Annotated in this window: 24 protein-coding genes and 3 pseudogenes; 7 read left to right on the plus strand and 20 right to left on the minus strand. The window is 66.6% G+C overall.

Features of this window, described 5'->3' with window-relative positions:
• Positions 1-183 (plus strand): annotated as a pseudogene (locus A5732_RS02230) (HNH endonuclease signature motif containing protein); the annotation flags it as partial.
• A 472-nt stretch (positions 184-655) separates the two neighbouring features.
• Here A5732_RS02230 and A5732_RS02235 read toward each other — a convergent pair.
• Together A5732_RS02235 and A5732_RS02240 are read right to left on the minus strand one after the other, a co-directional pair.
• Positions 656-1,216 (minus strand): hypothetical protein, encoded by a 561-nt coding sequence (locus A5732_RS02235; protein ID WP_142256532.1) that lies wholly within the window; start codon positions 1,214-1,216, stop codon positions 656-658.
• Positions 1,217-1,334: 118 nt separating this feature from the next.
• Positions 1,335-1,856 (minus strand): DoxX family protein, encoded by a 522-nt coding sequence (locus tag A5732_RS02240; protein WP_076100389.1) that lies wholly within the window; start codon positions 1,854-1,856, stop codon positions 1,335-1,337.
• Between the two features lie 221 nt (positions 1,857-2,077).
• On the opposite strand from A5732_RS02240, the gene A5732_RS02245 reads away from it, so the two are divergent.
• Both A5732_RS02245 and A5732_RS02250 read left to right on the plus strand, forming a co-directional pair.
• On the plus strand, positions 2,078-3,658 hold the full coding sequence (locus A5732_RS02245) for a pyruvate, phosphate dikinase (RefSeq protein ID WP_076100391.1): 1,581 nt from the start codon (positions 2,078-2,080) through the stop codon (positions 3,656-3,658).
• Positions 3,655-4,269, plus strand: a complete 615-nt coding sequence (locus A5732_RS02250) for a MarR family transcriptional regulator (RefSeq protein WP_076100392.1) — start codon at positions 3,655-3,657, stop codon at positions 4,267-4,269. The genes A5732_RS02245 and A5732_RS02250 overlap by 4 nt, the downstream gene beginning before the upstream one ends.
• Here the strand turns inward: A5732_RS02250 and A5732_RS02255 are convergent, their stop codons facing one another.
• The 3 genes from A5732_RS02255 to A5732_RS02265 form a co-directional block, all read right to left on the minus strand.
• Entirely contained in the window at positions 4,270-5,496 is a 1,227-nt protein-coding gene (locus tag A5732_RS02255; protein ID WP_076100394.1) for a WS/DGAT domain-containing protein, read from the minus strand.
• Between the two features lie 25 nt (positions 5,497-5,521).
• Positions 5,522-6,430, minus strand: a complete 909-nt coding sequence (locus tag A5732_RS02260; RefSeq protein WP_076100469.1) for an alpha/beta fold hydrolase — start codon at positions 6,428-6,430, stop codon at positions 5,522-5,524.
• A gap of 108 nt (positions 6,431-6,538) precedes the next feature.
• Complete coding sequence (locus A5732_RS02265) at positions 6,539-7,015, minus strand: VOC family protein (RefSeq protein WP_064952979.1); 477 nt, start codon at positions 7,013-7,015, stop codon at positions 6,539-6,541.
• Between the two features lie 122 nt (positions 7,016-7,137).
• Here A5732_RS02265 and A5732_RS02270 point away from each other — a divergent pair, with 122 nt between their 5' ends.
• On the plus strand, positions 7,138-8,001 hold the full coding sequence (locus A5732_RS02270; RefSeq protein ID WP_076050897.1) for an alpha/beta fold hydrolase: 864 nt from the start codon (positions 7,138-7,140) through the stop codon (positions 7,999-8,001).
• A gap of 17 nt (positions 8,002-8,018) precedes the next feature.
• Here the strand turns inward: A5732_RS02270 and gnd are convergent, their stop codons facing one another.
• Together gnd and A5732_RS02280 are read right to left on the minus strand one after the other, a co-directional pair.
• Positions 8,019-9,041, minus strand: a complete 1,023-nt coding sequence (gnd, locus tag A5732_RS02275) for a phosphogluconate dehydrogenase (NAD(+)-dependent, decarboxylating) (RefSeq protein ID WP_253188980.1) — start codon at positions 9,039-9,041, stop codon at positions 8,019-8,021.
• 13 nt (positions 9,042-9,054) lie between these two features.
• The gene (locus A5732_RS02280; RefSeq protein ID WP_076050899.1) at positions 9,055-10,464 is read right to left on the minus strand and encodes a glucose-6-phosphate dehydrogenase; all 1,410 of its coding nucleotides are present in this window, start codon (positions 10,462-10,464) and stop codon (positions 9,055-9,057) included.
• A gap of 121 nt (positions 10,465-10,585) precedes the next feature.
• On the opposite strand from A5732_RS02280, the gene A5732_RS02285 reads away from it, so the two are divergent.
• Positions 10,586-11,419 carry an adenylate/guanylate cyclase domain-containing protein gene (locus tag A5732_RS02285; RefSeq protein WP_076050900.1) on the plus strand — a complete coding sequence of 278 codons (834 nt, stop codon included), beginning with the start codon at positions 10,586-10,588 and terminating at the stop codon, positions 11,417-11,419.
• On the opposite strand, the gene A5732_RS02290 is transcribed toward A5732_RS02285, so the two are convergent.
• Complete coding sequence (locus A5732_RS02290) at positions 11,371-11,580, minus strand: hypothetical protein (protein ID WP_065055743.1); 210 nt, start codon at positions 11,578-11,580, stop codon at positions 11,371-11,373. The two genes, A5732_RS02285 and A5732_RS02290, sit on opposite strands and share 49 nt — an antisense overlap.
• 155 nt (positions 11,581-11,735) lie before the next feature.
• Between A5732_RS02290 and A5732_RS02295 the strand changes: the two genes are divergently transcribed.
• Positions 11,736-12,416: a guanylate cyclase gene (locus A5732_RS02295; RefSeq protein WP_076050925.1), complete on the plus strand. Its 681-nt coding sequence runs from the start codon at positions 11,736-11,738 to the stop codon at positions 12,414-12,416.
• Positions 12,417-12,423: 7 nt separating this feature from the next.
• Here A5732_RS02295 and A5732_RS02300 read toward each other — a convergent pair whose 3' ends face one another.
• The 12 genes and pseudogenes from A5732_RS02300 to ychF all read right to left on the minus strand — a co-directional run bounded on the left by A5732_RS02300 (position 12,424) and on the right by ychF (position 20,279).
• The gene (locus tag A5732_RS02300) at positions 12,424-12,747 is read right to left on the minus strand and encodes a putative quinol monooxygenase (RefSeq protein ID WP_065075860.1); all 324 of its coding nucleotides are present in this window, start codon (positions 12,745-12,747) and stop codon (positions 12,424-12,426) included.
• 372 nt (positions 12,748-13,119) lie between these two features.
• Positions 13,120-13,665: a glycoside hydrolase gene (locus tag A5732_RS02305; protein ID WP_076100400.1), complete on the minus strand. Its 546-nt coding sequence runs from the start codon at positions 13,663-13,665 to the stop codon at positions 13,120-13,122.
• 193 nt (positions 13,666-13,858) lie between these two features.
• Positions 13,859-14,214, minus strand: a pseudogene (locus tag A5732_RS02310) (hypothetical protein).
• Between the two features lie 88 nt (positions 14,215-14,302).
• Entirely contained in the window at positions 14,303-14,683 is a 381-nt protein-coding gene (locus A5732_RS02315; RefSeq protein ID WP_076050902.1) for a hypothetical protein, read from the minus strand.
• A gap of 93 nt (positions 14,684-14,776) precedes the next feature.
• Complete coding sequence (locus A5732_RS02320; protein WP_253188983.1) at positions 14,777-15,340, minus strand: cation transporter; 564 nt, start codon at positions 15,338-15,340, stop codon at positions 14,777-14,779.
• 174 nt (positions 15,341-15,514) lie between these two features.
• A complete protein-coding gene (locus tag A5732_RS02325) occupies positions 15,515-15,913 on the minus strand; it encodes a VOC family protein (RefSeq protein WP_076100405.1) in 399 nt (132 codons plus the stop codon).
• A 144-nt stretch (positions 15,914-16,057) separates the two neighbouring features.
• Positions 16,058-16,645 carry a hypothetical protein gene (locus A5732_RS26820; RefSeq protein WP_142256533.1) on the minus strand — a complete coding sequence of 196 codons (588 nt, stop codon included), beginning with the start codon at positions 16,643-16,645 and terminating at the stop codon, positions 16,058-16,060.
• A gap of 278 nt (positions 16,646-16,923) precedes the next feature.
• A pseudogene (locus tag A5732_RS27495) lies at positions 16,924-17,144 on the minus strand (hypothetical protein); the annotation flags it as partial.
• Between the two features lie 101 nt (positions 17,145-17,245).
• Positions 17,246-17,626: a WhiB family transcriptional regulator gene (locus A5732_RS02335; RefSeq protein WP_076100407.1), complete on the minus strand. Its 381-nt coding sequence runs from the start codon at positions 17,624-17,626 to the stop codon at positions 17,246-17,248.
• A gap of 221 nt (positions 17,627-17,847) precedes the next feature.
• Positions 17,848-18,468: a cation transporter gene (locus A5732_RS02340; RefSeq protein WP_076050906.1), complete on the minus strand. Its 621-nt coding sequence runs from the start codon at positions 18,466-18,468 to the stop codon at positions 17,848-17,850.
• Between the two features lie 32 nt (positions 18,469-18,500).
• A complete protein-coding gene (locus tag A5732_RS02345) occupies positions 18,501-18,866 on the minus strand; it encodes a hypothetical protein (RefSeq protein WP_076100471.1) in 366 nt (121 codons plus the stop codon).
• Between the two features lie 312 nt (positions 18,867-19,178).
• Positions 19,179-20,279, minus strand: a complete 1,101-nt coding sequence (gene ychF / locus A5732_RS02350; protein ID WP_076100410.1) for a redox-regulated ATPase YchF — start codon at positions 20,277-20,279, stop codon at positions 19,179-19,181.
• A gap of 142 nt (positions 20,280-20,421) precedes the next feature.
• Here ychF and A5732_RS02355 point away from each other — a divergent pair, with 142 nt between their 5' ends.
• The gene (locus A5732_RS02355; RefSeq protein WP_216351561.1) at positions 20,422-21,645 is read left to right on the plus strand and encodes a DUF6542 domain-containing protein; all 1,224 of its coding nucleotides are present in this window, start codon (positions 20,422-20,424) and stop codon (positions 21,643-21,645) included.
• Positions 21,646-21,688 lie beyond the last annotated feature (43 nt).

Below are 21,688 nucleotides of genomic sequence, written 5' to 3' on the forward strand. Positions count from 1 at the left end.
CAACTCACCCTGGCCTGCGGACCCCACCACCGGCTTCTCGAGAAGGGCTGGACGACCCGAAAACGCGCCAACGGCGATACCGAATGGATACCGCCGCCCCATCTCGACCGCGGCCAACCCCGCACCAACACCTTCCATCACCCGGAAAACTTGCTGGTCGAGGATGGCGACGACGCGACGTAAAGCTCGCACGGTCAAACGTGGCGCGGGCAGGGCCCACCGCGATTATTGCTGCGGAGGAGGAGGCGGAGGAGGGGGCGCCGGCGCCGTCCGGCGAGGACGAGGCCGAATTTGGCCGCAGTTCAGGCCGATTATGCAGTCCGAGCCGCTTGCTTGGGGTTGGGCGGCATCGGCACAGCAAACGCCGTCCGGCGATGCGGGCGTCGGGGCCGCAATCGGCGCAGGGGCGGCAATCGGCGCAGGGGCGGCGTTGGTGCGCGGCATACCTGCACCACCGACACCGCCGAGCGCCAGTGCAAGTACGGCAGCACCAACGCACGCCGCGGCTCTGCCAGTTCGATTCGCCATGGCACCGTTCCTAATTTTTCCTGCTGAATGTACAGAGCCAGAGCGCGGCGTTATGCCGCGGTGGCGCACTCTGAGTAGCTCTATCCGGCCCGACATTCGACCACCCTCCACAGTCCCGCGAACTCGATCAGCGAACGCCCTCGGCCTGCCACCAGTCGTACAGGGCGGCTTGGGTGCTCTCCGGGGCGATGCCCTGCTCGGCGACTACTAGCATCCGTGCCGGGATGTCTGTCCAGACCAGATAGACGCCATCATCTTGGCCAGCGCTGAGGAACACCACCGACCCGTTGTGCCCGCCGCGATCCCATTGGGTAGGCCCCTTCGTGCCATCCGGGAACGGTTGCGCCGGAGTCTGCGGGTCCTCCGCGAGGCCCCGCTGGAAGTCGGCATTCAAATCGTCGGTGTTGGCGTACAGCAGGTAATCCGCGTTCCAGGGGCCACCGGGATCGTGACTGTAGTTGTCGCAGTTGACCGCGGCCACCGCCAGGGCGGAGTGCGCGCCGGCGGGGTGGCAGTCGGCGGGGGTGTAGCCGCCCGAGAGGTGGCTCATCAGCGTTTGCACGTCCACCGGATTATTGGCGGGAGTGGCGGAATCTGCCGCAGCCGTCGTGGCTAACCCAGTGGCGGTCAGACCGGTCAAGGCGGTAACCACGCCCGCGCGGGCCAGTCGGGAACGCAGGCGGGCCATGGGTGTCTCCTTTGCTGGGCAAAGAGCTACGGCGGTGAGTTTAACTCCTTGTCGCGCGCGCCGCGCGTCGAGAAAGCAGTGCAGCGCGTCGCCACGGCTATCGACGGCAGCGGCGAGATCAACTGGCTTGCTTAGCCGGCGGGCGGTAGAAGATCGCCAACTGGCCGATGGCGCCGGCCAGGCCCAACCCCGCCGAGATCACCAGGCCCTGCCAGCCGTCCATCCAGCTCTTCCCGAAGACCAGGTAGTCCAGGCTGTACTTGCCCGCGCCCAGCGTGGCCACGCCCACCGCGCTGAGCGCCAGCACCAGGTTGTACTCCCAGCCCTCCTTGACGATGAAGAAGCCGTTGGCGCGGTGCACCGTCCAGGCCGCGACGATCATGAGCGAGACGAAGCCCGCCGCTGGGATCGGGGTCAGAAATCCGGCGGCCAGGCCCAATCCGGCGGTCATTTCCGTGGTCGCCGCCACGGTGGCGTGGAACTTGCCGGGCTTCATGCCGATGCTCTCGAACCAGCGCGCGGTGCCCGGGATGCGGCCACCGCCGAAGAACTTGTTGTAGCCATGCGCGGCCAGCGTCACGCCCAACACCAGCCGCAGGATCAGCACTCCGACGTCATGGAACGTGTCATATGAAGTCATAACTGTAAACCTAGATCATGGGCCGGGCGGCACCACAAGAGCCGCCGAGCAGCTACGTCGCTTAATCCGCTGGTCCGTGTGGGAACATAGCGGGCGTTCCGACGTCGGCCCGATCAGTAGCCACACCACCAAGGGGGTGCACCACGGCTGGCACCGCACCAGGCAGCGGCGCCCACCGCAATGCGTCACGCGGCCGTGGGTCTGCGCCTACCGAGCACTCCGTGGTGTTGCTGGACGGCGCATCGAGCCACCCGCGGGAGCTGCTGGGCAACAAGGGCCACGGCATCGAGGCGATGCGCCGGCACAACCTGCCGGTGCCGCCGGCGTTCTGCATCACCACCGCGGTGGGCCTGCGGTATCTCGCCGATCCCGCGGCGACCATGGACGCCGTCTGGGACGACGTGCTCGACCGGATGCGCTGGCTGGAGGCGCAGACCGCACGCACGTTCGGCCGGGGCCCGCATCCCCTGTTGGTCAGCGTGCGCTCCGGAGCCACCCAGTCCATGCCGGGCATGATGGACACCATCCTGGACCTCGGCATCAACGATGACGTCGAGCAGGCGCTGGCGGCCACCGGTGACCAAGCGTTCGCCCGCGACACTCACCGGCGGTTCGCAAACATGTATCGGCGCATCGTCGGCGTCGCCGAGCACGAATCGGTGCCGTCGGACCCGTACGCGCAGTTGCGCGCCGCCATCGAGGCGGTATTCGCCTCGTGGAATTCACCCCGTGCGGTCGCCTATCGCGCCCACTACGGAATGGACGATCAGCACGGCACCGCCGTGGTCGTGCAGGCGATGGTGTTCGGCAACCATGGTCCCAATTCCGGTGCAGGGGCGTTCTTTTCCCGCAATCCGATCACCGGCGACAACGAACCGTTCGGCGAATGGCTGCCCGGCGGCCAGGGCGACGACGTGGTGTCGGGGTCGGTCGATGTCGAACCGATCGCCGCGCTGCGTGACGAACAGCCGGCCGTCTACGACGACCTGATCGGTGCCGCCCGTGCCTTGGAACGGCTCGACTCCGACATCCAGGAGATCGAGTTCACCGTCGAGGACGGCATGCTGTGGCTGTTGCAGACGCGAGCGGCGGAACGCTCGGCACAGGCGGCGGTGCGCACGGCGCTGCAGCTGCGGCACGAGGGACTCATCGATGACGCGGAGACATTGCGGCGCGTGACCCCGGCGCACGTCCAAGCCCTGCTGCAACCGGCGTTGCAGCCCGAAATACGTTTGGCGGCACCGCTATTGGCCAAGGGATTACCGGCGTGCCCGGGCGTGGCGTCCGGCACGGCGTACACCGATGTCGACGAAGCGCTGCGCGCCGCCGATCGCGGCGAGCGCGTGATCCTGGTGCGCGATCACACCCGGCCCGAAGACGTATCGGGCATGCTGGCCGCGCAGGGCATCGTCACCGAGGTCGGCGGCGCCTCCAGCCATGCGGCGGTGGTCAGCCGCGAACTGGGCCGGGTGGCGGTGGTGGGTTGCGGCCAGGGGGTCGCGGCAGCGCTGGCCGGCAAGCACATCACCGTCGACGGCGCCGAAGGCGAAGTGCGCGAGGGCAATCTGAGCCTGTCCGCGTGGTCGGAAGACGACACGCCCGAACTGCGCGAACTGGCCGACATCGCACGGCGGATCAGCCCGCTGCGTGCCCACGCCGCGGGCGACCACATGCGACTGGACGACAGCTCCGAGGCCGCGGTGCGCGCCGCACTGAACAGCGGGCAGGCGGACGTGGTGTCGGCGACGCCGTTGATCGTGATGCTGACCGCGCTGCGCCTGACACCGGGATCCGCATCGTGACCGAATTGGCTGTGCTGCAAGGGGTTCGGCTCAAAGGACGGGTGACTCCCGCCGACCTGGCCGCGACGCTCGGTGCCGACCTTGCCGACATCGCCCCGGTTGTCGAGCGGCTGACTGCCGCGGGACTGCTGACCGAAGGCCCTACGTTGCGGATCACCCTCAGCGGGACCGACCGGCTGGCGGCGCTGCTCGCCGAGGAACGCAAGGGCATCGACACAAACGCGATGGCCACCGCCTACGACGACTTCCGCGCCGTGAACGCCGACTTCAAGCGGTTGGTGACGGATTGGCAGCTCAAGGGCGGACCGGACGGCGTTCCCAATGCCCACGACGACACCGCCTACGACACCGCGGTGCTGGCCCGCCTCGACGACGTGCACGCCCGCACGATGCCAATCATCGAGGCCGCCGCGGCTCAACTGCCGCGGCTGAGCGCCTACGCGGCCAAACTGGTTGCGGCACTGGACAAAATCAAGGCCGGGGAGACCACCTGGCTGACCCGGCCGTTGATCGACTCCTACCACACGGTGTGGTTCGAGCTGCACGAAGAGCTGATCGTCGCCGCCGGCCTGACCCGCGAAGAGGCGGCTAGATCCGGCGACGCGCAGTAGCTAGAGCGCCGCATCGAGCAGCGCCAGGTAGGCGTCGACGTCGGGCACGGCCGAGGCCGCCGCGTGCACGCTGATCGCGATGGTGTCGCCGATGCCGTGCACACCGTGCGTCAGCCCCATCATCGGCGACAGCGCCGGGTATCCCGACGTCAGCACCACCCGGGCGCCGCCAAAACTCAGATCGGCCGCCCCGCGGTTGACGCTGGACAGCACGGTGTTGCCCGACACTTGCGTCGCGCGCGCCTCGACATCGAATTGTTCGATGCCCCAACGCAGCAACCCGGCCGGCACCGCCGCGAACGCGCGGTCGGCGGCCCGGGTGGCCGGGTGCTCGAAGCGGCGCCGGCCGTTGGCCAGGTCGGCCGCGATCCGCTCGGCGCGCGCGTCCGGCCCCAGCTGCGGGTACAGCCCCACCACGATGTTGCCGAAGTGGTTGTGCGCCCGCGCCGCACCGGGTTTAGCCATCGGAACCTCGGCGCCCAGCGAATCGCATTGCCCGTCAAGCAGATCGGACAGGGCCTGCGCCACCGCGCTCAGCACGCCGACCGTGATGGTGGGGCCGGGCAGCTGCGAACGGTGTCGTACCAACGTCCGCACCGCGCGGGCGCCCTCGGGACGCGCATTCGTCGGCAGCAGCGGACGCGACCCGGCGCCGGGGGCCACCAGCCCCGCGCGGATGTCGCGCTCCAGCCGGCGATGGGTGCGCGCCGCCTGCACGGCTCGCCAGGGCAGAAAGCCCGGCCGTGGTTTGGGCACCTCGGGCACCGGCCCCGGTCGGCCGAACAGCCACGCCGCCATCGCCGCGGAGCGGGCGCCGTCGGCCAGCGCGTGGGCGACCTGCAACACCGCGACGGCACCCGACCCGGTGACACCGGGAATGCCACCCACCGGGGTGAAGACGTGCAGGCGCCAGGCCATTCGCCGGACGTCCAGCTGGTCATCGGCGAAGCCGGCGACGGCCGCCAGCACGCCATCCCAGCTCTGCTCGGCGAGGTCGTGACGAACAGCCTGCTCGGCCGTGACGGCCGCCGGCACCCACTGCGGGAAGCGCCACCGGCCTCGGTCCCGCAGCCGCATCGTCAGCGCCGGCTCGGCGTTGGCCCGCGAGCAGAGTTGCTCGACGGCACGCGCATAGTCGGCGGGCGCACCGTCGAACGCGTAGAGCAGGAACTCGTCGCTGGGAATCTTGGCCGACATCCAGTAGAACTGCGCGTCGACGGCAGCCATCCGGTGCCCCGCCCGAGCCACGGTGTCAGCCGGGTGAGCCGATGAACCCGAGCACCAGGTCGGCGACCTTGTCGGGCTGCTCGAGCTGCAGGAAATGGCCGGCATGTTCGACGATGCCGACCTCGCTGCCCGCGGGCAGCACCTTTTCGGCCCAGCGCGCGAAAGCCGGTGTCATGCAACCGTCGTCGCGACCGTGCAGGTAGAGGCACGGCAGCACGGGTTCTTCGGTCCACAACTGGTTCAATGCGGCATACCGCGCCGTCGGCCGGGTGTTGCGGATGGTGGCGCGGTACGGTCCCAGCGCCGCGCGCCAGCTATCCGGCGCCCCGATCGCGGCATCGACGTGACGCAAGTCCTCGTCGGCGCGATAACCGGGCGACCACCGCCGCCACAGCAGCGGCAACACCCAGGACGCGGAACGCTCGGGCAGCCAAGGCAATTGGAAGTACATGATGTACCAGCTGCGGAAAACCTGGCGCGCGAGATGGGCGGCGTGCCGGCCCCGCTCGCCCGCGCCACCGCCGCGCCGCCGGAACGCCGCCGACGGCGGCACTGACATGATCACCGCCTTCGTGAACGGGCTGTCGGGCATGGCGGCCAGGCCGGTGCCGGCGATCGCGCCCCAGTCGTGGCCGATGACCACGTCGTTCTCGGTACCGCCCGCGGCCGAGCGCACCCGCAGGGCGTCGTCCATCAGCGCGCCCACCTGATAGCTGCCGTCGATCGGGATCGACGACGGCGCGTATCCGCGCATGAAGGGCGCGATCACCCGCCATCCCGCCTCGGCGAGCCGGGGGGCGACCTTGCGCCAGCCGTAGGGGGTGTCGGGGAAGCCGTGCAGGCACAGCGCGATGGGACCGTCTGCTGGCCCCCAGGTGAGGGCCTTGAGGTCCCCCGCGGGACCGGTCACGTCGATCCAGCCTGGTTCAGCCATGTTCACTCCCTGCTCGACGTCTCCGCAGGGATCAACCTAACCTGTGCGGCCTCGCGACGCACCGACCCTGGTCGACAGAGGGTCAAACCGTCTCTGTACCAGGACTTTTCACCGCTGCAGCGCGGCGGCCCGCTCCAGCTCGGCGATGACGATCTTGCGCATGCCGTACATCGCGTTGGTGGCGGCCGCCGCCCGCGTGCGGTCGGGGTCGCCGATCAGTTCGTAGAGCCGGTCCGGGACGATTTGCCAGCTCATCCCGAAGCGGTCTTTGAGCCAGCCGCATTGCGATTCCTCGCCCCCGTCGGTCAGCCGGTCCCAGTAGTAGTCCACCTCGTCCTGGTCTTTGCAGTGGATCGTGAACGAGACCGCCTCGGTGAAGTGGAAGTGCGGACCGCCGTTGATCCCGATGAACCGGGTGCCGTCCAGCACGAAGCTGCCGGACAGGACCCTGCCCGGCTCCCCCGGTCCGGCGTCGGTGGTCTGGTTGAAGCCCTCGATGTGGGAGTTGGGGAACACCGAGGTGTAGAACCGGGCGGCCTCCTCGAGGTTGTCGTCGAACCACAACGACGGGGTGATCGATGGCATGTCCGGGGCCTCCTTGATGGCTCGTTGGTCTCTGCCATTGATAGACCCCGTCGGCGACGAAAACTCACCGCGTCGTCCACCCGCGCAACAGTGCTTAACCGGCCTATGTAACGTCAGGTCGCATGAATACCGTCAGCAGCAGTCCCGAGACGGTGGAGTTTGCCGGCGTCGACGGGATCTCCCTGGTCGCCGACGAATGGAATCGCGGCTCCGACGGTGCCGGGCGACCGAGCATCCTGATGTTGCACGGTGGCGGCCAGAACCGGTTTTCCTGGAAAAACACCGGCCAGACGCTGGCCGATGAGGGGCTGCACGTGGTGGCGCTGGATTCCCGCGGACACGGAGACAGCGCACGCTCCCCTGACGCCGACTACGAGATCGAGACGCTCACCGGCGACGTCATGCGGGTGCTGCACGCGATCGGTCGCCCGGTCACGATCATCGGCGCAAGCATGGGCGGGCTGACCGGCATCCTTGCCGCTCACCGGGCAGGTCCGGCGAAGGTGACCCGATTGGTGCTCGTCGACGTGGTCCCCCGATTCGAAAAGGGCGGCAGCGCCCGCATCCGCGACTTCATGTTCAGTGGCCTCGACGGCTTCGACTCGCTGGAGCAGGCCGCCGACGCCGTCGCCGCCTACCTGCCCTACCGGAGCAAGCCGCGCAGCCCCGAGGGGCTGAAAAAGAACCTGCGCCTGCGCGACGGCCGCTGGTATTGGCACTGGGACCCCGCCTTCATGACCAAGCCCGGCGACGATCCCGAACTGCGCACCGAGAGCTTCGAGCAGGCCGCCAAGAACCTGACAATTCCCGTCTTGCTGATCCGCGGCAAGCTGTCCGATGTGGTGAGCCCCGAGGGCGTTCGGCACTTCCTGGCCACCGTGCCGCGCGCCGAGTTCGTCGAGCTGTCCAACGCCGGGCACACCGCGGCCGGCGACGACAACGACGCGTTCAGCGACGCGGTGGTGGCGTTCGTCAACCGCCGTTGATCGATGGCGGCGACCCGCTAGTTCGCCGGCTTCTCGGCGTGCCCGCCGAATTGCTTGCGCATCGCCGAGAGCGCCTTGTTGGCGAAGTCGTCCAGTGAACGCGAGGCGAAGCGGGACTGCAGCGCGGTCGTGAGCACCGGCGACGGAACGCCCTCGTCGATCGCCGCGATGGCGGTCCACCGGCCCTCCCCGGAGTCGGAGACCCGTCCGGAGAACTCCTTGAGGTCGGGCGAGTCGTGCAGCGCAATCGCCGTCAGGTCCAGCAACCAGGAGCCGATGACGCTGCCGCGCCGCCACACCTCGGCGACCTCCGGAATGTCGAAGTCGTACTGGTAGAACTCGGGGTGCTCCAGCGGCGCGGTTTCGGCGTCACCCTCCTGCACGTGTTTGCCGATGTCGGCATTGCGCAGAATGTTCAACCCCTCTGCGAGCGAGGCCATCATTCCGTACTCGATTCCGTTGTGCACCATCTTCACGAAGTGCCCGGCACCGGCCGGTCCGCAGTGGAGATAGCCCTGCTCCGACCGCGCGACCTCGCCCTCGCGACCCGGCGTGCGGGCCGCGGCGTCGACGCCCGGTGCGACGGTGGAGAAGATCGGCTCGGCGTGCAGGAAAGCCTCGTCGTCGCCGCCGATCATCAGGCAGTAGCCGCGTTCCCGGCCCCACACGCCGCCGCTGGTGCCGCAGTCGAGTAGGTGAATGCCTTTCTCCGACAGCGTTTTCGCGTGGCGAATATCGTCGCGGTAGTAGGAGTTGCCACCGTCGATGACGATGTCACCCGGCTCGAGCGTCTTGGCCAGTTCGTCGATGACACCCGTTGTGATCGTGCCGGCCGGCACCATGACCCAGACGACCCGCGGCGCCGTCAGCATCTCGGCGAGCTCCTGCAGCGAGCCCACTCCAGTGGTCCTCTCCTCCCCTGCCATCGCCTTGACCGCGTCGGGGTTGTGGTCGTAGACCACGCATTCGTGTCCGCCCTTGGCGACGCGACGGACGATGTTCGCGCCCATCCGGCCGAGGCCGATCATCCCAAGCTGCATCGTGGGTGTCTCCTTACTGTTGGGTGGGCTTGCTACGCGGCAGCCACGGCTCATGCCAGCTGTGGTGGCCCCGCAGCAGCGACTGTGCGGCCTCGGGTCCCCACGAACCCTCGTCGTAATGATGAATGCGGCCAGGCTTGTCCAGCACGGGCTGCACAATCCGCCACGTCTCTTCGATGGCATCTTCGCGGGCGAACAACTGTCGATCTCCGTTGAACGCGGCGTAGAGCAACCGCTCGTAGGGCCGCACCGGTTCGCCGAGATCCTCGGCGAATGACGAGTCCAGGTGAACGTCGTGCCACGAATCGCCGGCCTGGGCGGACAACTGCAGCCGCATCCCGGGATCGGGGTCGATGCGCAACACGATCTGGTTGCACTCGGGCGGCCGGCGGTTGGGCAGGAACGAGAACCCCGGAACGTGGTGCAGGAACATCCGGACCTCGGTCACCTTCTCCGGCAACGCTTTTCCAGCACGCAGGAAGATCGGCACCCCGGCCCAGCGCCAGTTGTCGATCTCGGTGCGCAGCGCGATGTAGGTCTCGGTGGTGGAATCCTTTGCGACACCGGCGACGTCGGTGTAGCCGCGATACTGGCCGCGGACGCAACGCTCCGGATCCAGCGCCGGCATCGCCCGGAAAACCTCGGCCTTCTTGTCGTTCAGGTCGTCAGCGCCCGCCCCGACCGGGGGTTCCATCGCGACGAGGGCGAGCACCTGCAGCAGGTGATTTTGCACGACATCGCGAAGGGCGCCCACCACGTCGTAGAACTTGCCACGGTCCTCGATGCCGAAGTCCTCGGCCATGGTGATGTGGATCTCGGAGATGCTGTCGCGGTCCCACAGCTTGGCCAGGCCCTGGTTCGCGAACCGCAGGTACTGCAGTTCTTCGACCGGCTGTTTGCCCAAAAAGTGGTCCACGCGCAGGATTTGGTCTTCGTCGAGCACCGCGCGCAGCCGGTCGTTGAGGTCACGCGCCGAGTCCAGGTCGTGGCCGAACGGCTTTTCCACCGCCACCCTGGCCCGCTCCAGCAGGTCGGCCTTCGCAAGGTTCTCCACGATCGGCGCGAACAGGGACGGCGGCATTTCGAGGTAGTAGAGCGGATGGGAGTCCGAGGGGATCTTCTTGGCGAGCTGCGTGTAGAGGTTGGCGTCGGTGACGTCGCCGTGCAGGTAGGACAGCCGCTGCGCCAGCCGGTCGAACACGGCGTCGTCGAACGTCTCCCCCGATGCCTTGATGGCGTCGCGCGCCCGATCCTGCAACTGCTCGATGGTGATGTCGTCGCTGGCCACACCCACGATCGGATGGTTCAGCATGTCGCGGCGCTCGAGCCGATACAACGCCCGGAATGTCATCTTGCGCGCCAGATCTCCGGTGATTCCGAAGACCACCAGCAGGTCAGATGGGTTACTGTCGTCCTCGGCCAAAACCGCTCCTCCCGAAAGTCACCCGATCGGCCCCTTTGAGATCACTACCCGCGGCTGGCGGAGTCAACACTAGACACAGCCGATAGAGCCGACAACCTGAGTGCACCGCGGCCTTGAAAGGATGGTCGGCATGCCCGATCCGCTACACCTCACGGTCTACATCCTGGCCGGGATCGCCGCGATCGAGGGTGTCGCGTTGATCGTGCTGTGGCGGTTGCTGGTGCGCAGTCAGCAGGAGCTCAAGGAGTTGCAGCAGAGGACCGACACCCGCAATCAGCTGCTGTCGGGGGGTCGCGAGGCCGTCAAGAGGGTGTGGAACACCGCGAACCTGATGCGCAAGGAGGGCTTCGGCGCGGCCGTCCGCAGCAGCATCGAGGACCTGGCGGACTGGGCCGAAGTCGAGCGACCCGACCTCGCCCGCGTCACCCCGGACGGCCGGGTGGTCATCTTGTTCTCCGACATCGAGGAGTCCACCAAGCTCAACGAGCGGATCGGCGACCGCGCGTGGGTCAAGCTGATCAGCTCGCACGACAAGCTGGTCTCGGACCTGGTGCGACGACGGTCCGGTCATGTGGTGAAGAGCCAGGGTGACGGCTTCATGATCGCGTTCGCTCGCGCCGAGCAGGCGGTCCTGTGCGGTCTCGACCTGCAGAACGCGTTGCGAAAGGACGCTAATCGCAAGCGGCGTGAGGAGATTCGCGTGCGGATCGGCATCCACATGGGGCGCTCGGTGCGTCGTGGCGATGATCTGTTCGGCCGCAACGTCGCAATGGCGGCACGGGTTGCCGCACAAGCGGTCGGCGGCGAGATTCTGGTGAGTCAGCCGGTGCGAGACGCGCTTTCCGATTCTGACGGCATCCGGTTCGACGATGGTCGCAATGTGGAGCTGAAGGGCTTTTCGGGCACCTACCGCTTGTTCGCCGTCGAGTCTCCGTCCGATTCCGAGCCGGACTGAACGCCGTCCCCGTTGTATTCGGCCAGCCGCTGATGCAGACGGTCGCGGACCTCGTCGGCGGTGTATGCGCGTCGCTTGCGTTGGTCGCGCACGACCAGCGCGCCCCCCGCGACGACACCGGCGGCGCCGGCCAATCCCAGCCACTTCCACACATTGCGCATGACACCAGGCTATGCGCAGCCGGGTCGTTATGGCCCGCTTGTGATTGACTTGTGTGCCCGCAACATTCGGCAACGCATCGCGCGTGACGTACCGGCGGGCTCATATTGGCGACGACAGCAACGAAAGTTGCGGCGGCGAACGGGCTTACACGAAGATGCTCACTTTGAACCAAGCGCTCGAACAGACCCGCACCGGCGACCTCTGGTTGTTTCGCGGCGGTTCGGGACCCGACCGCGCCATCCAGACGCTGACAAACAGCCCGGTGAACCACGTCGGGATGACGGTGGCCATCGACGACCTGCCGCCGTTGATCTGGCACGCCGAACTCGGCGACAAGCTCGTCGACGTGTGGACGGGAACGAATCACCGAGGCGTGCAACTCAACGACCTTGCGCAGTCGGTGTTGCAGTGGTCGCAGCGCTACCACCAGCGGTGCTGGCTACGCCAGCTGACCCCGCCGGCCAACCGGGAGCAAGAGAACACCCTGCTGCGCGTGATCGCCCGGATGGACGGCACCGCATTTCCCACCACCATGCGCCTTACCGGCCGGTGGCTGCGAGGTCGGCTGCCGAACGCCTACGACTGGACACGCGGAATCCCGTTCGTGGACAAGAAAATTCGCGAATCGACGCAGCGACGAAAGGAGCGCCAGAAGCTCGGCCTGGAGGTGGCCTACTGCGCGGAAACGGTGGCGATCACCTACGAGGAAATGGGGTTGCTCACCACGGAGAAGTACTCCAACTACTTCGACCCGGGCTCGTTCTGGAGCGGTGACAGGCTTCCGCTGTCACCGGGCTACGCCCTGGGCGACGAGATCGAGATCGCGGTCGGCTAGTCGAGGGCTACTCGACCGCCATCTCGCCCATCTCCGACCAGCCCGTGGCGTCGATGGTCTGGTTGATGATCTTGGGCGTCGACGTCAGCGCCTGCGGAACCTCTTGGATGAATCGCTTGAAGTGGTCGCTGTTGACGTGGGCCCCGCCCGCCTCATCGTCGCGGAACGCCTCTACCAAGACGTACTCCGCAGGGTTGTCCAGGCTGCGCGACCAGTCGAACCAGAGGTTGCCTTCTTCGGCCCTCGTCGCCGCGGTGAACGACGCCACGAATTCGGGCCAGCGGTCGGTCCACTCGGGCTTGGTCTCGAACTTGACGACGATGAAGATCATTGCGGCCCCGCCTCGGTTCGCTGTTCCGGTTACGCCCGCCCGGTCTCCGCGGGCAGCGCCAGCCTATCCGCCCATGGGTGGCGCTACGGCGGCATCCGCGGCCGAACGCCCGACGTAGTTTGCTTGGGTAATGGTTAGAGCAAAGTGTGCTCATGCGTCACACCTGACGCATGAGCACACTTTTGCCGCAGACTACCCAATCGGCGTCAGTGGTGTAGATCACAAATCAGCCGCTCACAGGGACATTTCACTATTCCGCGCCACGGCAAACCGCACACGCCCGCATGACCGAAAAATAAATCTTCTATGTCCGGCAATCGGCGTTCTATTTGTTTTTGATTCGCAATTCCGGCTGGGCCGGAATAAAGACAATCAGGGACCCGGCGGAGGCGGAACGGGCGCCGGAGCGTCGATTAGGACGGCCGGCGGCGGGGCGTCCGGCGGCGGCGGCGGGGCGTCCGGCGGCGGCGGAGCGTCCGGCGGCGGCGGCGGAGCGTCCGGCGGCGGAGGCGGCGCGAACAGCGGCGGCGGCGCGCCACCGTCTTCCGGCGGCATCGGGAGGAACATGTGGTGGGTGAATCCGGCCTGGTAGGCGCCTGGACCGCCCAAATTCACGCCGCCACGCTCACCGCTGGACACGGACGTTCCGTCCGGCAACGTCACCGCGGTGTGGCCACCGTTCCATCCGATGACCAAGGCGTTGGGGGCGGTTCCGTACTGGAAGCCGCGCGCCAACAATGCACCCTCTTCGTTTCCGGTGTTGAATCGATCGCCGAAAACGGGCCTGTCAGTTGCTGCATTCGCAATCCACGAAGCAAGTCCCGAACAATCCGTTCCCGCGGGAGAATCGCCACCCGGAATATATGGCGTGCCGGAGACCTGCCCGATCAACGACATCAATGTTGCAATAACGACCATGGGCAGGGAGGCTAGCAACAATAATTATCGCTAGCCAAAATTTGTGGCGCAGGTCATTCGCTATACAGACCATGACGTACGCCGCACGCGGAGCAAACTAATTACACATCGGTATATTTTCAGCAGCAAAATGCATGCGCTACCGGCGGGCCGCTTCTCCGGTTTCCTGACGACGCTTCCCAGGGGTTACCGATTAGGCGCTACCGCGGCCGCGTTCGCTTTCCGCCGTCTCGCGGTCGATGCCGGCTTGCTCCCGCTTTGCGCGCGCTCGCACAGGCTTACCCTGTCGTCTTTCCGCAGCAGTCGTTCGCGCTCGTGCTCCGCGGCCGTGCCCTCGCGTTCGTCCGCGCGCTCCCGTTCGTCTGCCACCCGCTCGCGGTCATCCGCTATCCGCTCACGCTGGCCGGCGACCCGGTCTCTTCGCCCCGCCTGGAATTCGCGTCGCTTGACGGCAGCCTCACGCCGGGCGAGGGCCTCTTCGCGCTCGTCGAGCGCATGAGCCCGCCGTTCCGGCTCCGCGGGCGGCTCGACACGATCCTCGGCGGCCACAGTTCACCCCTAATGCTGAGCGCCCTACCATTCGACCCAGGTGGCGCCGCTCATCGCCGGCCAGTTCCTGGCAATCGGCGATCGTTGGTCACAGGGGCGTCCAAATCCCGTTGTTCCAGATTCCCCAGTTACCGGCGCCGGTGGGGTTCCACATCATTTGAGCCCCTGGCGCCCAGGCCGGTTGGGGTGGCTGCGGCGGAGCCCACGCCGGCGGAGGTCCCCAGGGCCCCCAGCCCGCCGGGGCGGTCGGGCCGCCAGGCCGTTGCCAGTCGTGGCACTGACGCCAGTCCCAGTCCGCCACGTTGCCCCAAGTGGGATCCCACGGATCGCCCGGGCACCAATGGCCGATGGGCGCCGGGAGCGGAGCCGCCTGAGCGACGGTGCCGCCAAGAGTCAGAGCCGACACCGCCAACGCGCCGCCCAACACCACGCTCGCAGATCGCCACACCGCGCTCTTCACCGTCGCCATCTCCTAAGAATTTCCCTCGGCGGGGATCCGGGCAAGTGGCAATTCGAATCGGTCGGGAAGTGCGCGGGCCTCGTCGGCGGATGCAGGCGGGCGTCAGCAGCAGTCGCGGCCGCGCCAGGCCTCGATCCCTTCCGAGAAGGCAAGGCCGGCGATGCCCAGTCCGACCACCGGATCCAGCCACCACCCGCCGGGCCAGACGGCGAGGACGGCAAGGGTGCACAGCACCGCGGCGGCCTGCGCCGCGCACAGGTAGTTCTGCGTGCCCTCGCCGGCAGTCGCTTGTGAGTCCAGCCGTGCGCCCAATTGTTGTTTGGCCCAACCCAAAAGCGGCATGACCACCAATGCCAGAGCGGTCAGGGCGATGCCGATGACCGAAGTCTCAGGGCGCGCTCCGGTGAGCAGATTGTGCACCGATTCCGCAGCGATGTAGGGAGCGATGAGCCAAAACGAAACCGCGATACCGCGTTGCGCTTGCCGCTCGGCCGTCTCCGACAAGGTGCGCGAACCGGTGAACCGCCACACCACGATCAGACTTGCCAGTCCCTCGACTGCACTGCCGAGCGCCCAGCCGATCAAAGAGATTGAGCCCGTTGCGAATCCCTGCCAGAGGCCAAGCGCACCCTCAGCGCACATCCACAGCAGACTGGCCCAGGCCAGCCAGCGGGCCGCGCGGGCAGCCCGTACCCATCCGGTGTCGCGAGTGGATGCAACGCCACGGGTGCCGCAGCACTCACAACCCGGAGCGCACGCTTCGCTCACAACGGCAAGGATAGGCGGGACGCCGTGCCGCAGCCCAGACGTTGGAGCGAAACCTCGACCGTCGCCCTACAGTCACACTCCGAACTTGGCCCGCGCATCGTCGGTCACCGGAGTGAACAGGTTGACCAGGTTTCCGTCCGGATCCCGGAACAACAACGCGCGGTTTCCCCAGGGCATCGTTGTCGGCGTCGTCACCACATCTGCGATGTGCTCGCGAAGCCGCTCGTACTCGGCGTCCACGTCCTCGACGATGAACTCCAGGATGGCGCTGCGGTTGGCCGCGGGCTCGGCGGACCCGTCTCCAAACAGCGGGACGGTTTTGTCGCTGCCGATGGCCAGCGTGCCGATCGGTGTCGGGATCTCGGCGAACAACTCGTTGCCCCAGATCGCCGTGACCCCGGTGACCGTCTCGTAAAAATCGACGAGCCGCTTGACGTCGGCCGTGATGATTCGGGTCGAAATGAACTTCATGCAGTCGGTCCCTCTCAATGTCTGAGCACCGAATGCTAGGCGCCGCCTCCGACAACTCGGGCGCACCGGCAAGGTCCTATCGAGACCTGGACATACGCTGGTCGCCGCCAAGTCGCAGTTGCGGCGAAACTGGTCCGACGCCCGTTACGCCGTGTCGTCGGTAGACGGCGTCTGCGCAAAGTCGCCACCGGCTTCTTGCTCGGCTGCCAGCGGATAGGTCCAGTCGCGGAGGATGGCGTGGGCTTGAGCGGCGCGATGCCTGTCGGCTGCTTGCCAATGTGCTCCCGCATCGCCCAGTCCCAGGCTTGCCGCTCGCTCGTGAATCCTGGCGGCGCGCTTATGAGCATCGGCGGCAAATAGCTGCGCACGGACCGTATTGCGGTGGCGCGCATGAGGGCGGTTTTCCGGGCTGTCGGCGGATGGATGGGCATCGCCGCTAGCAGGTGGGGGCGGCGGAGCATCGACTAGACCGTCTGATGGTGTCTGGTTCGCCTGGTCGTCCAGCGCGAGCGCTGACGCATCGGGACGGCGGCCTCCAGGCGTGCTCTCCGCATGGTCCCCCAATTCGGCTAGCAGCAATTTTGCTCGAAGGCATGACTGGATCGCGGCGAAAGATACGTCTTGGGCGGTCGTTCTGAGTAGGCCGGAAACGATGCACTCGACCTCGAGCACGTTGAGCAGTTCATCGCGTCGAGCCGTGGCCTGGTGCCAGGTGTCGGTGCGATCAGCCACTGCCCTTCCCTCGAGTTGCTACACCCCGGTACGCATCGGACATACGGATGGGCGGGCATGCCTGTAGCTCAAGCGACTACTTCCTCATCTGGGCGGCGGAGCTCCGCAGAACCCCCTGACAGCCCGCCGCCACGCTTAAAGTACGCCATCAGACCACAACACCACGTTCGAGCAGTCGTTGTATGGACGTGAGCTTCGTTTGTTGGCCGTACGCGTACTCGGCGTCTGCGGCGCATCGATCGCCCGTTTGAGCAACCGTGGGGCTTGTTCTCCGATGGCTACGAGATCGCCGACGCCATCACGGTCGGGCAGTCAGCGGCGGGGCAGGTCGTCACCTGCCATGCGACGCCAGGAACCGTTTTCGGCAGGTCCGGCAACCCTTGGCGAAAGCACGAATTGATCGATAGTGCGACCAAAGTTGGCGAGGCGTAGGAACTTTCGGCATCCACGCCAGCTCCCAATGAATCTCATTGATCGGGTCATACAAGAACACCGCGTAGGAGCGCTCCAACTACGGGCCTAAATCTATGTCCGACTCTCACAACGAATCCGGTACCGGCAGATTGCCGGCATTGACGCCGTGAGTTGAGCCGTAAAAACTTAGCCTCGTGCCTTCAGCGGCGCCCCTAGCCGCTGTCCGACGGAGGCGGCGTTGCGCTTGTCGAAAAACTCCGTCCACGAGGCGATCTCGGGATTTTTCTTAAGCAGAGCCCTGCGCTGGCGCTCGGTCATGCCGCCCCAGACACCGAACTCGACCCTATTGTCGAGCGCCTCCGCTCCGCACTCTCTCATCACAGGGCAGCGACGGCAGATGACCGTAGCCTCACGTTGTTTGGCACCGCGCACAAAAAGTGCGTCCGGATCTGTTCCCCGACACAGCGCCTTCGAAACCCAAGCGCGATCGTTCTCGGCTGTGGCGCCCGGCGTGTTTTTTACGAGCGCAAGATTTGTGGGCCGCGCGGCCCGACTCTCTCCTGACAACGAGCTATTCCTTCGTCCAGGCGCGGCCGCAAACTGTGCGACCGCGTGATACCTGATGCTGGGATGTGTGCCACATCGGCCCGCACGTGTGACTTGACCCCTGGTGCCCAAGCTATGCGAACCGGTACCCATTGCGCAAGCATTTTCTGGCACGGACGTACCTTTTTTTGGTGCCATGGCCGTCCTAGTCGTCGAATCGGACCTCCACCACATCGCCGGCCCTAGTCATCGGTGAAATCGACTGCCTTGCCGCGTATGGCTGCAACGGCCTTGAGGCACAGCGCGCCGGCGGGAGCTGCGACTACAGCCGCTATTGCAAGTGCGAGAACCGAGTCGAGCCAGAAGAAGCGTCCGGTCAGCGCGATCACCGCACCAGCGGCGGCAACCGCCGCGGCCGCGGCTGCGTCGGCGAGCGTGTCCAGCAGTACGGAACGCATGTGAAGGTCCTCGTTCGCGGCCGAGGCGCCCAGCACCCACGCACCCGCCAGCAGGACTGCCATCGTCACCGCGCTGACAATCAACATCGGCAGGCCGTGTACCTCGGGAACTCCGCGAGCCAGCCGGCTTATCGACTCCGCCGCTATCAACGCTGCCACGACCAACAGCGCACCGCCGTTGATCAGGGCGACCACAGGTATCGCCAGCGAACGCCAGGCATAGGCCGTGCGGTCCCGGACAGTTACGGCGATCAGGCCGAGAACCAGTGCGACGGAATCCGCCGACGTGTCACCGGCTGCCGCGATGACGCCAACCGAATGTGCGGCCAGGCCGACGACAACCAGCGCGGTTATCAGGGAAACGTTGAGGCCGAGGACGATTCCCAGCCGCCTGCGTTGACTCACCGGCCTACACGTTGAACCGGAACTCCACCACGTCACCGCTCGTCGTGATCACTTCTTCTTTCGGTCGCGGCCATCTCACGGGCGACGTCCGCCTCCTCACGGCGCTCACCGGCCGCCGCTCGATCTAGGCGATCGCTTTCGCGGCGCAGTCGTTCGCGTTCGCGCTCCGCAGACGTGCCCTCGCGTTCATCTGAGAGCCGCTCGCGCGTATCGGCGATCTGTTCTCGCTCGTCGGCGATCCGTTCTCGCTCGTCAGCAAGTCGATCACGCTCGTCAGCCAGATGCTCGCGTAGTTTCAGTTGAGCAGCGCGATGCTCTAGTTCAGCCTCGCGCGCGTCCAGCACGGCGGTCCGCTGTTCGAGGTCGTCCGGCACGCCGCCGACAGACTCAACAACCATGACCCTCCTCGGCTGCTGCTTAACCGAGACGCGCTCCATGGAGCACTGAAACTCGACGATTAAGGGTAATCCCAATTAACGCGTTTATGCAGATTGGGGAGCCAGATGGGCAGCCACTTCCTCGAGAATGCCGTCGATGACGCCAGGGCGCGCTCCAGCGTCCTCCAAGCCACCGTGCGCGAACGATGCCAAAAATCGCGCGAGCTGATCGAATCGGCAAACGAGACGCTAGGTCGAGCTGATATGCGGATTCGTCATTCACTTCGCCGACTACTCAGATGCGACCTCGACTCGGCCGTTGCCAAGGTCAAATCAACGCGCGGCGGCTTTACCACCTGACGTTGTTTGGAACCGGAACTCGACCACATCGCCGTCGGCCATGACGTAGTCCTTGCCCTCCATGCGAACCTTGCCGGCCGCCTTGGCCGCCGCCATCGACCCCGCGGCGATCAGGTCGTCGTAGGAGACGATTTCGGCCTTGATGAAGCCCTTCTCGAAGTCGGTGTGGATCACCCCGGCGGCCTTCGGCGCGGTGTCGCCCTGATGAATTACCCACGCGCGCGCCTCTTTTGGGCCCGCCGTCAGATAGGTCTGCAACTTCAGAGTGTGAAAACCCGCCCGCGCCAACGCATCTAACCCACGCTCGGTTTGTCCGATGGACTCGAGCAGCTCGGCCGCCGACTCGTCGTCCAGCTCTTGCAGTTCGGCCTCGATCTTCGCGTCGAGGAATACCGCGTCGGCGGGTGCGACCATCGCGCACAGCTCGGCCTTGCGGGCGTCGTCGGTCAGCACGGACTCGTCGGCGTTGAACACGTACAGAAACGGCTTGGTGGTCATCAGGTTCAGCTCGCGCAGCAGTGAGGTGTCGGCACCGGAAGCAAACAGCGTCTTGCCCGAGTTCAGCACAGCTTCCGCGGCCACGGCCGCCTCGTGCACCGGCTTGCGGTCCTTGTTATTGCGGGCTTCCTTCTCCAGCCGCGGGACGGCCTTCTCCAGCGTCTGCATGTCGGCGAGGATCAGCTCGGTCTCGATCACCTCGATGTCGGAGGCCGGATCGACTTTGCCGTCGACGTGCACGACGTCGTCGTCGGCGAACACCCGCACCACCTGGCAGATCGCGTCACACTCGCGGATGTTGGCCAGGAACTTGTTGCCCAGCCCGGCGCCCTCGGACGCGCCCTTCACGATCCCGGCAATGTCGACGAACGTCACCGGCGCCGGCACGATCCTCTCGGAATCAAACATTTCGGCCAGCTTGTCCAGCCGCGGATCGGGCAGCGGGACGACGCCCTCGTTGGGCTCGATCGTCGCGAACGGATAGTTGGCCGCCACCACGTTGTTCCGGGTCAACGCGTTGAACAAGGTCGACTTGCCGACGTTGGGCAAACCAACTATTCCCAGGCTCAGGCTCACGGGGAATCAAGTCTAGGGGTGTGGGCGGTGACGGGCGCCGGGGACCGTTGATCACCGCCGATACTGCACGCGAGCATGGCGCGCACAGGATCGCAACGAGGTATTTACGGGCCTTTCGTCCCATTCCCGGTACGGTCTACATGTGTCAGCACAGCGGGCAAGTTCGACGGTGGAGGGTGCTCATCGTTCGATCCACCCAAATATCCCAGGTGTCCCCTGGTACGCGGCCCTGCTTATCGCCGTCACAGCGACTGCTATCGGCTACGGAATCGACGCTGGTCACAAGGAACTGACCCACGTCTTCGCCGGCTTCTATATAGCGGGCTGCGTAGCGGCGGTGCTGGCGGTACGCCAGGACGGCATCTTCACCACGATCATCCAGCCGCCCCTGATCCTGTTCGGCGCGGTCCCCGGCGCCTATTGGCTGTTCCACGACGCCAAGGTCGGCCGCCTCAAGGATCTGCTGATCAACTGCGGCTACCCGCTGATCGAGCGGTTCCCGCTGATGCTGGGCACCGCCGGCGGCGTGCTGGCGATCGGGCTGGCCCGCTGGTATTTCGGAAACACTTACAAGACGAGCGCGACGGCGAACGCCTCCGAGGACGCTGCCGGGGCCGCGAGCGTCGACGTCAAGTCATTCTTCAACGGCATCGTCGCCAAAGCGCAGTCGGTACTGCAGTCCGATGCGGACGCGGACGAGGCCGACGACACCACCGATTCGCGTCGCACGCGCAGGTCGGGCTCGTCGTCGAGGACCCGCAGCACGACGCGCAACACCCGCTCCTCCACCCGGTCGGCACGCACCCGGTCCCGCCACTCCCGCGAGCCGCTGGGCGACGGGTCCGAACCGGTCGAACGGCCAGAGCGCCCGAGGCGCAGCAGCACGCGCCGCAGCGCAGCCTCGGCTCGCGACTATGACGCCGCCGACCCGGCCCGCCGGTCACGCCGTCGGCCGCGACCGGACGCCGATGCCGATCCGCGCGGCCAATCGCCCCGGGAAGCCCGTCGCGAACCACGCACCCGCCGCAACCCCTATGAGCGGCCCACCCCGCGGAGCAGCCGTTTCGACAGCTTCGAGTCCTACGGCGACCGCTATGACCCGCCGAGTGGCCCCACTTCCGCGAGCCGGTATGAGAGCCGCTACGAGAGCCGCGAGCCCTACGAGCCGTCCTATGAACCGCGGCGCCGGCGGCCCCCGTCGAACGGGTCCACCGGGACGCATCACCCCATCTCGCAGGTGCGCTACCGCGGCGCCGGTTCACAAGACCCGCCGCGCGAGCCACACACCGAGCGCCGCAGCCGCTCGCGGACGCCGGGGCGCTCGCACGGGCGGTCGCCGGCGGAATCGTGGGAGTACGACGTCTAGTGGCGATCGCAAGCGCGGCGTAGCCGGGCGCGGCGGGTCGCAC

It is taken from the genome of Mycobacterium colombiense, from assembly GCF_001953985.1.
Classification (GTDB): Bacteria; Actinomycetota; Actinomycetes; order Mycobacteriales; family Mycobacteriaceae; genus Mycobacterium; species Mycobacterium colombiense_B.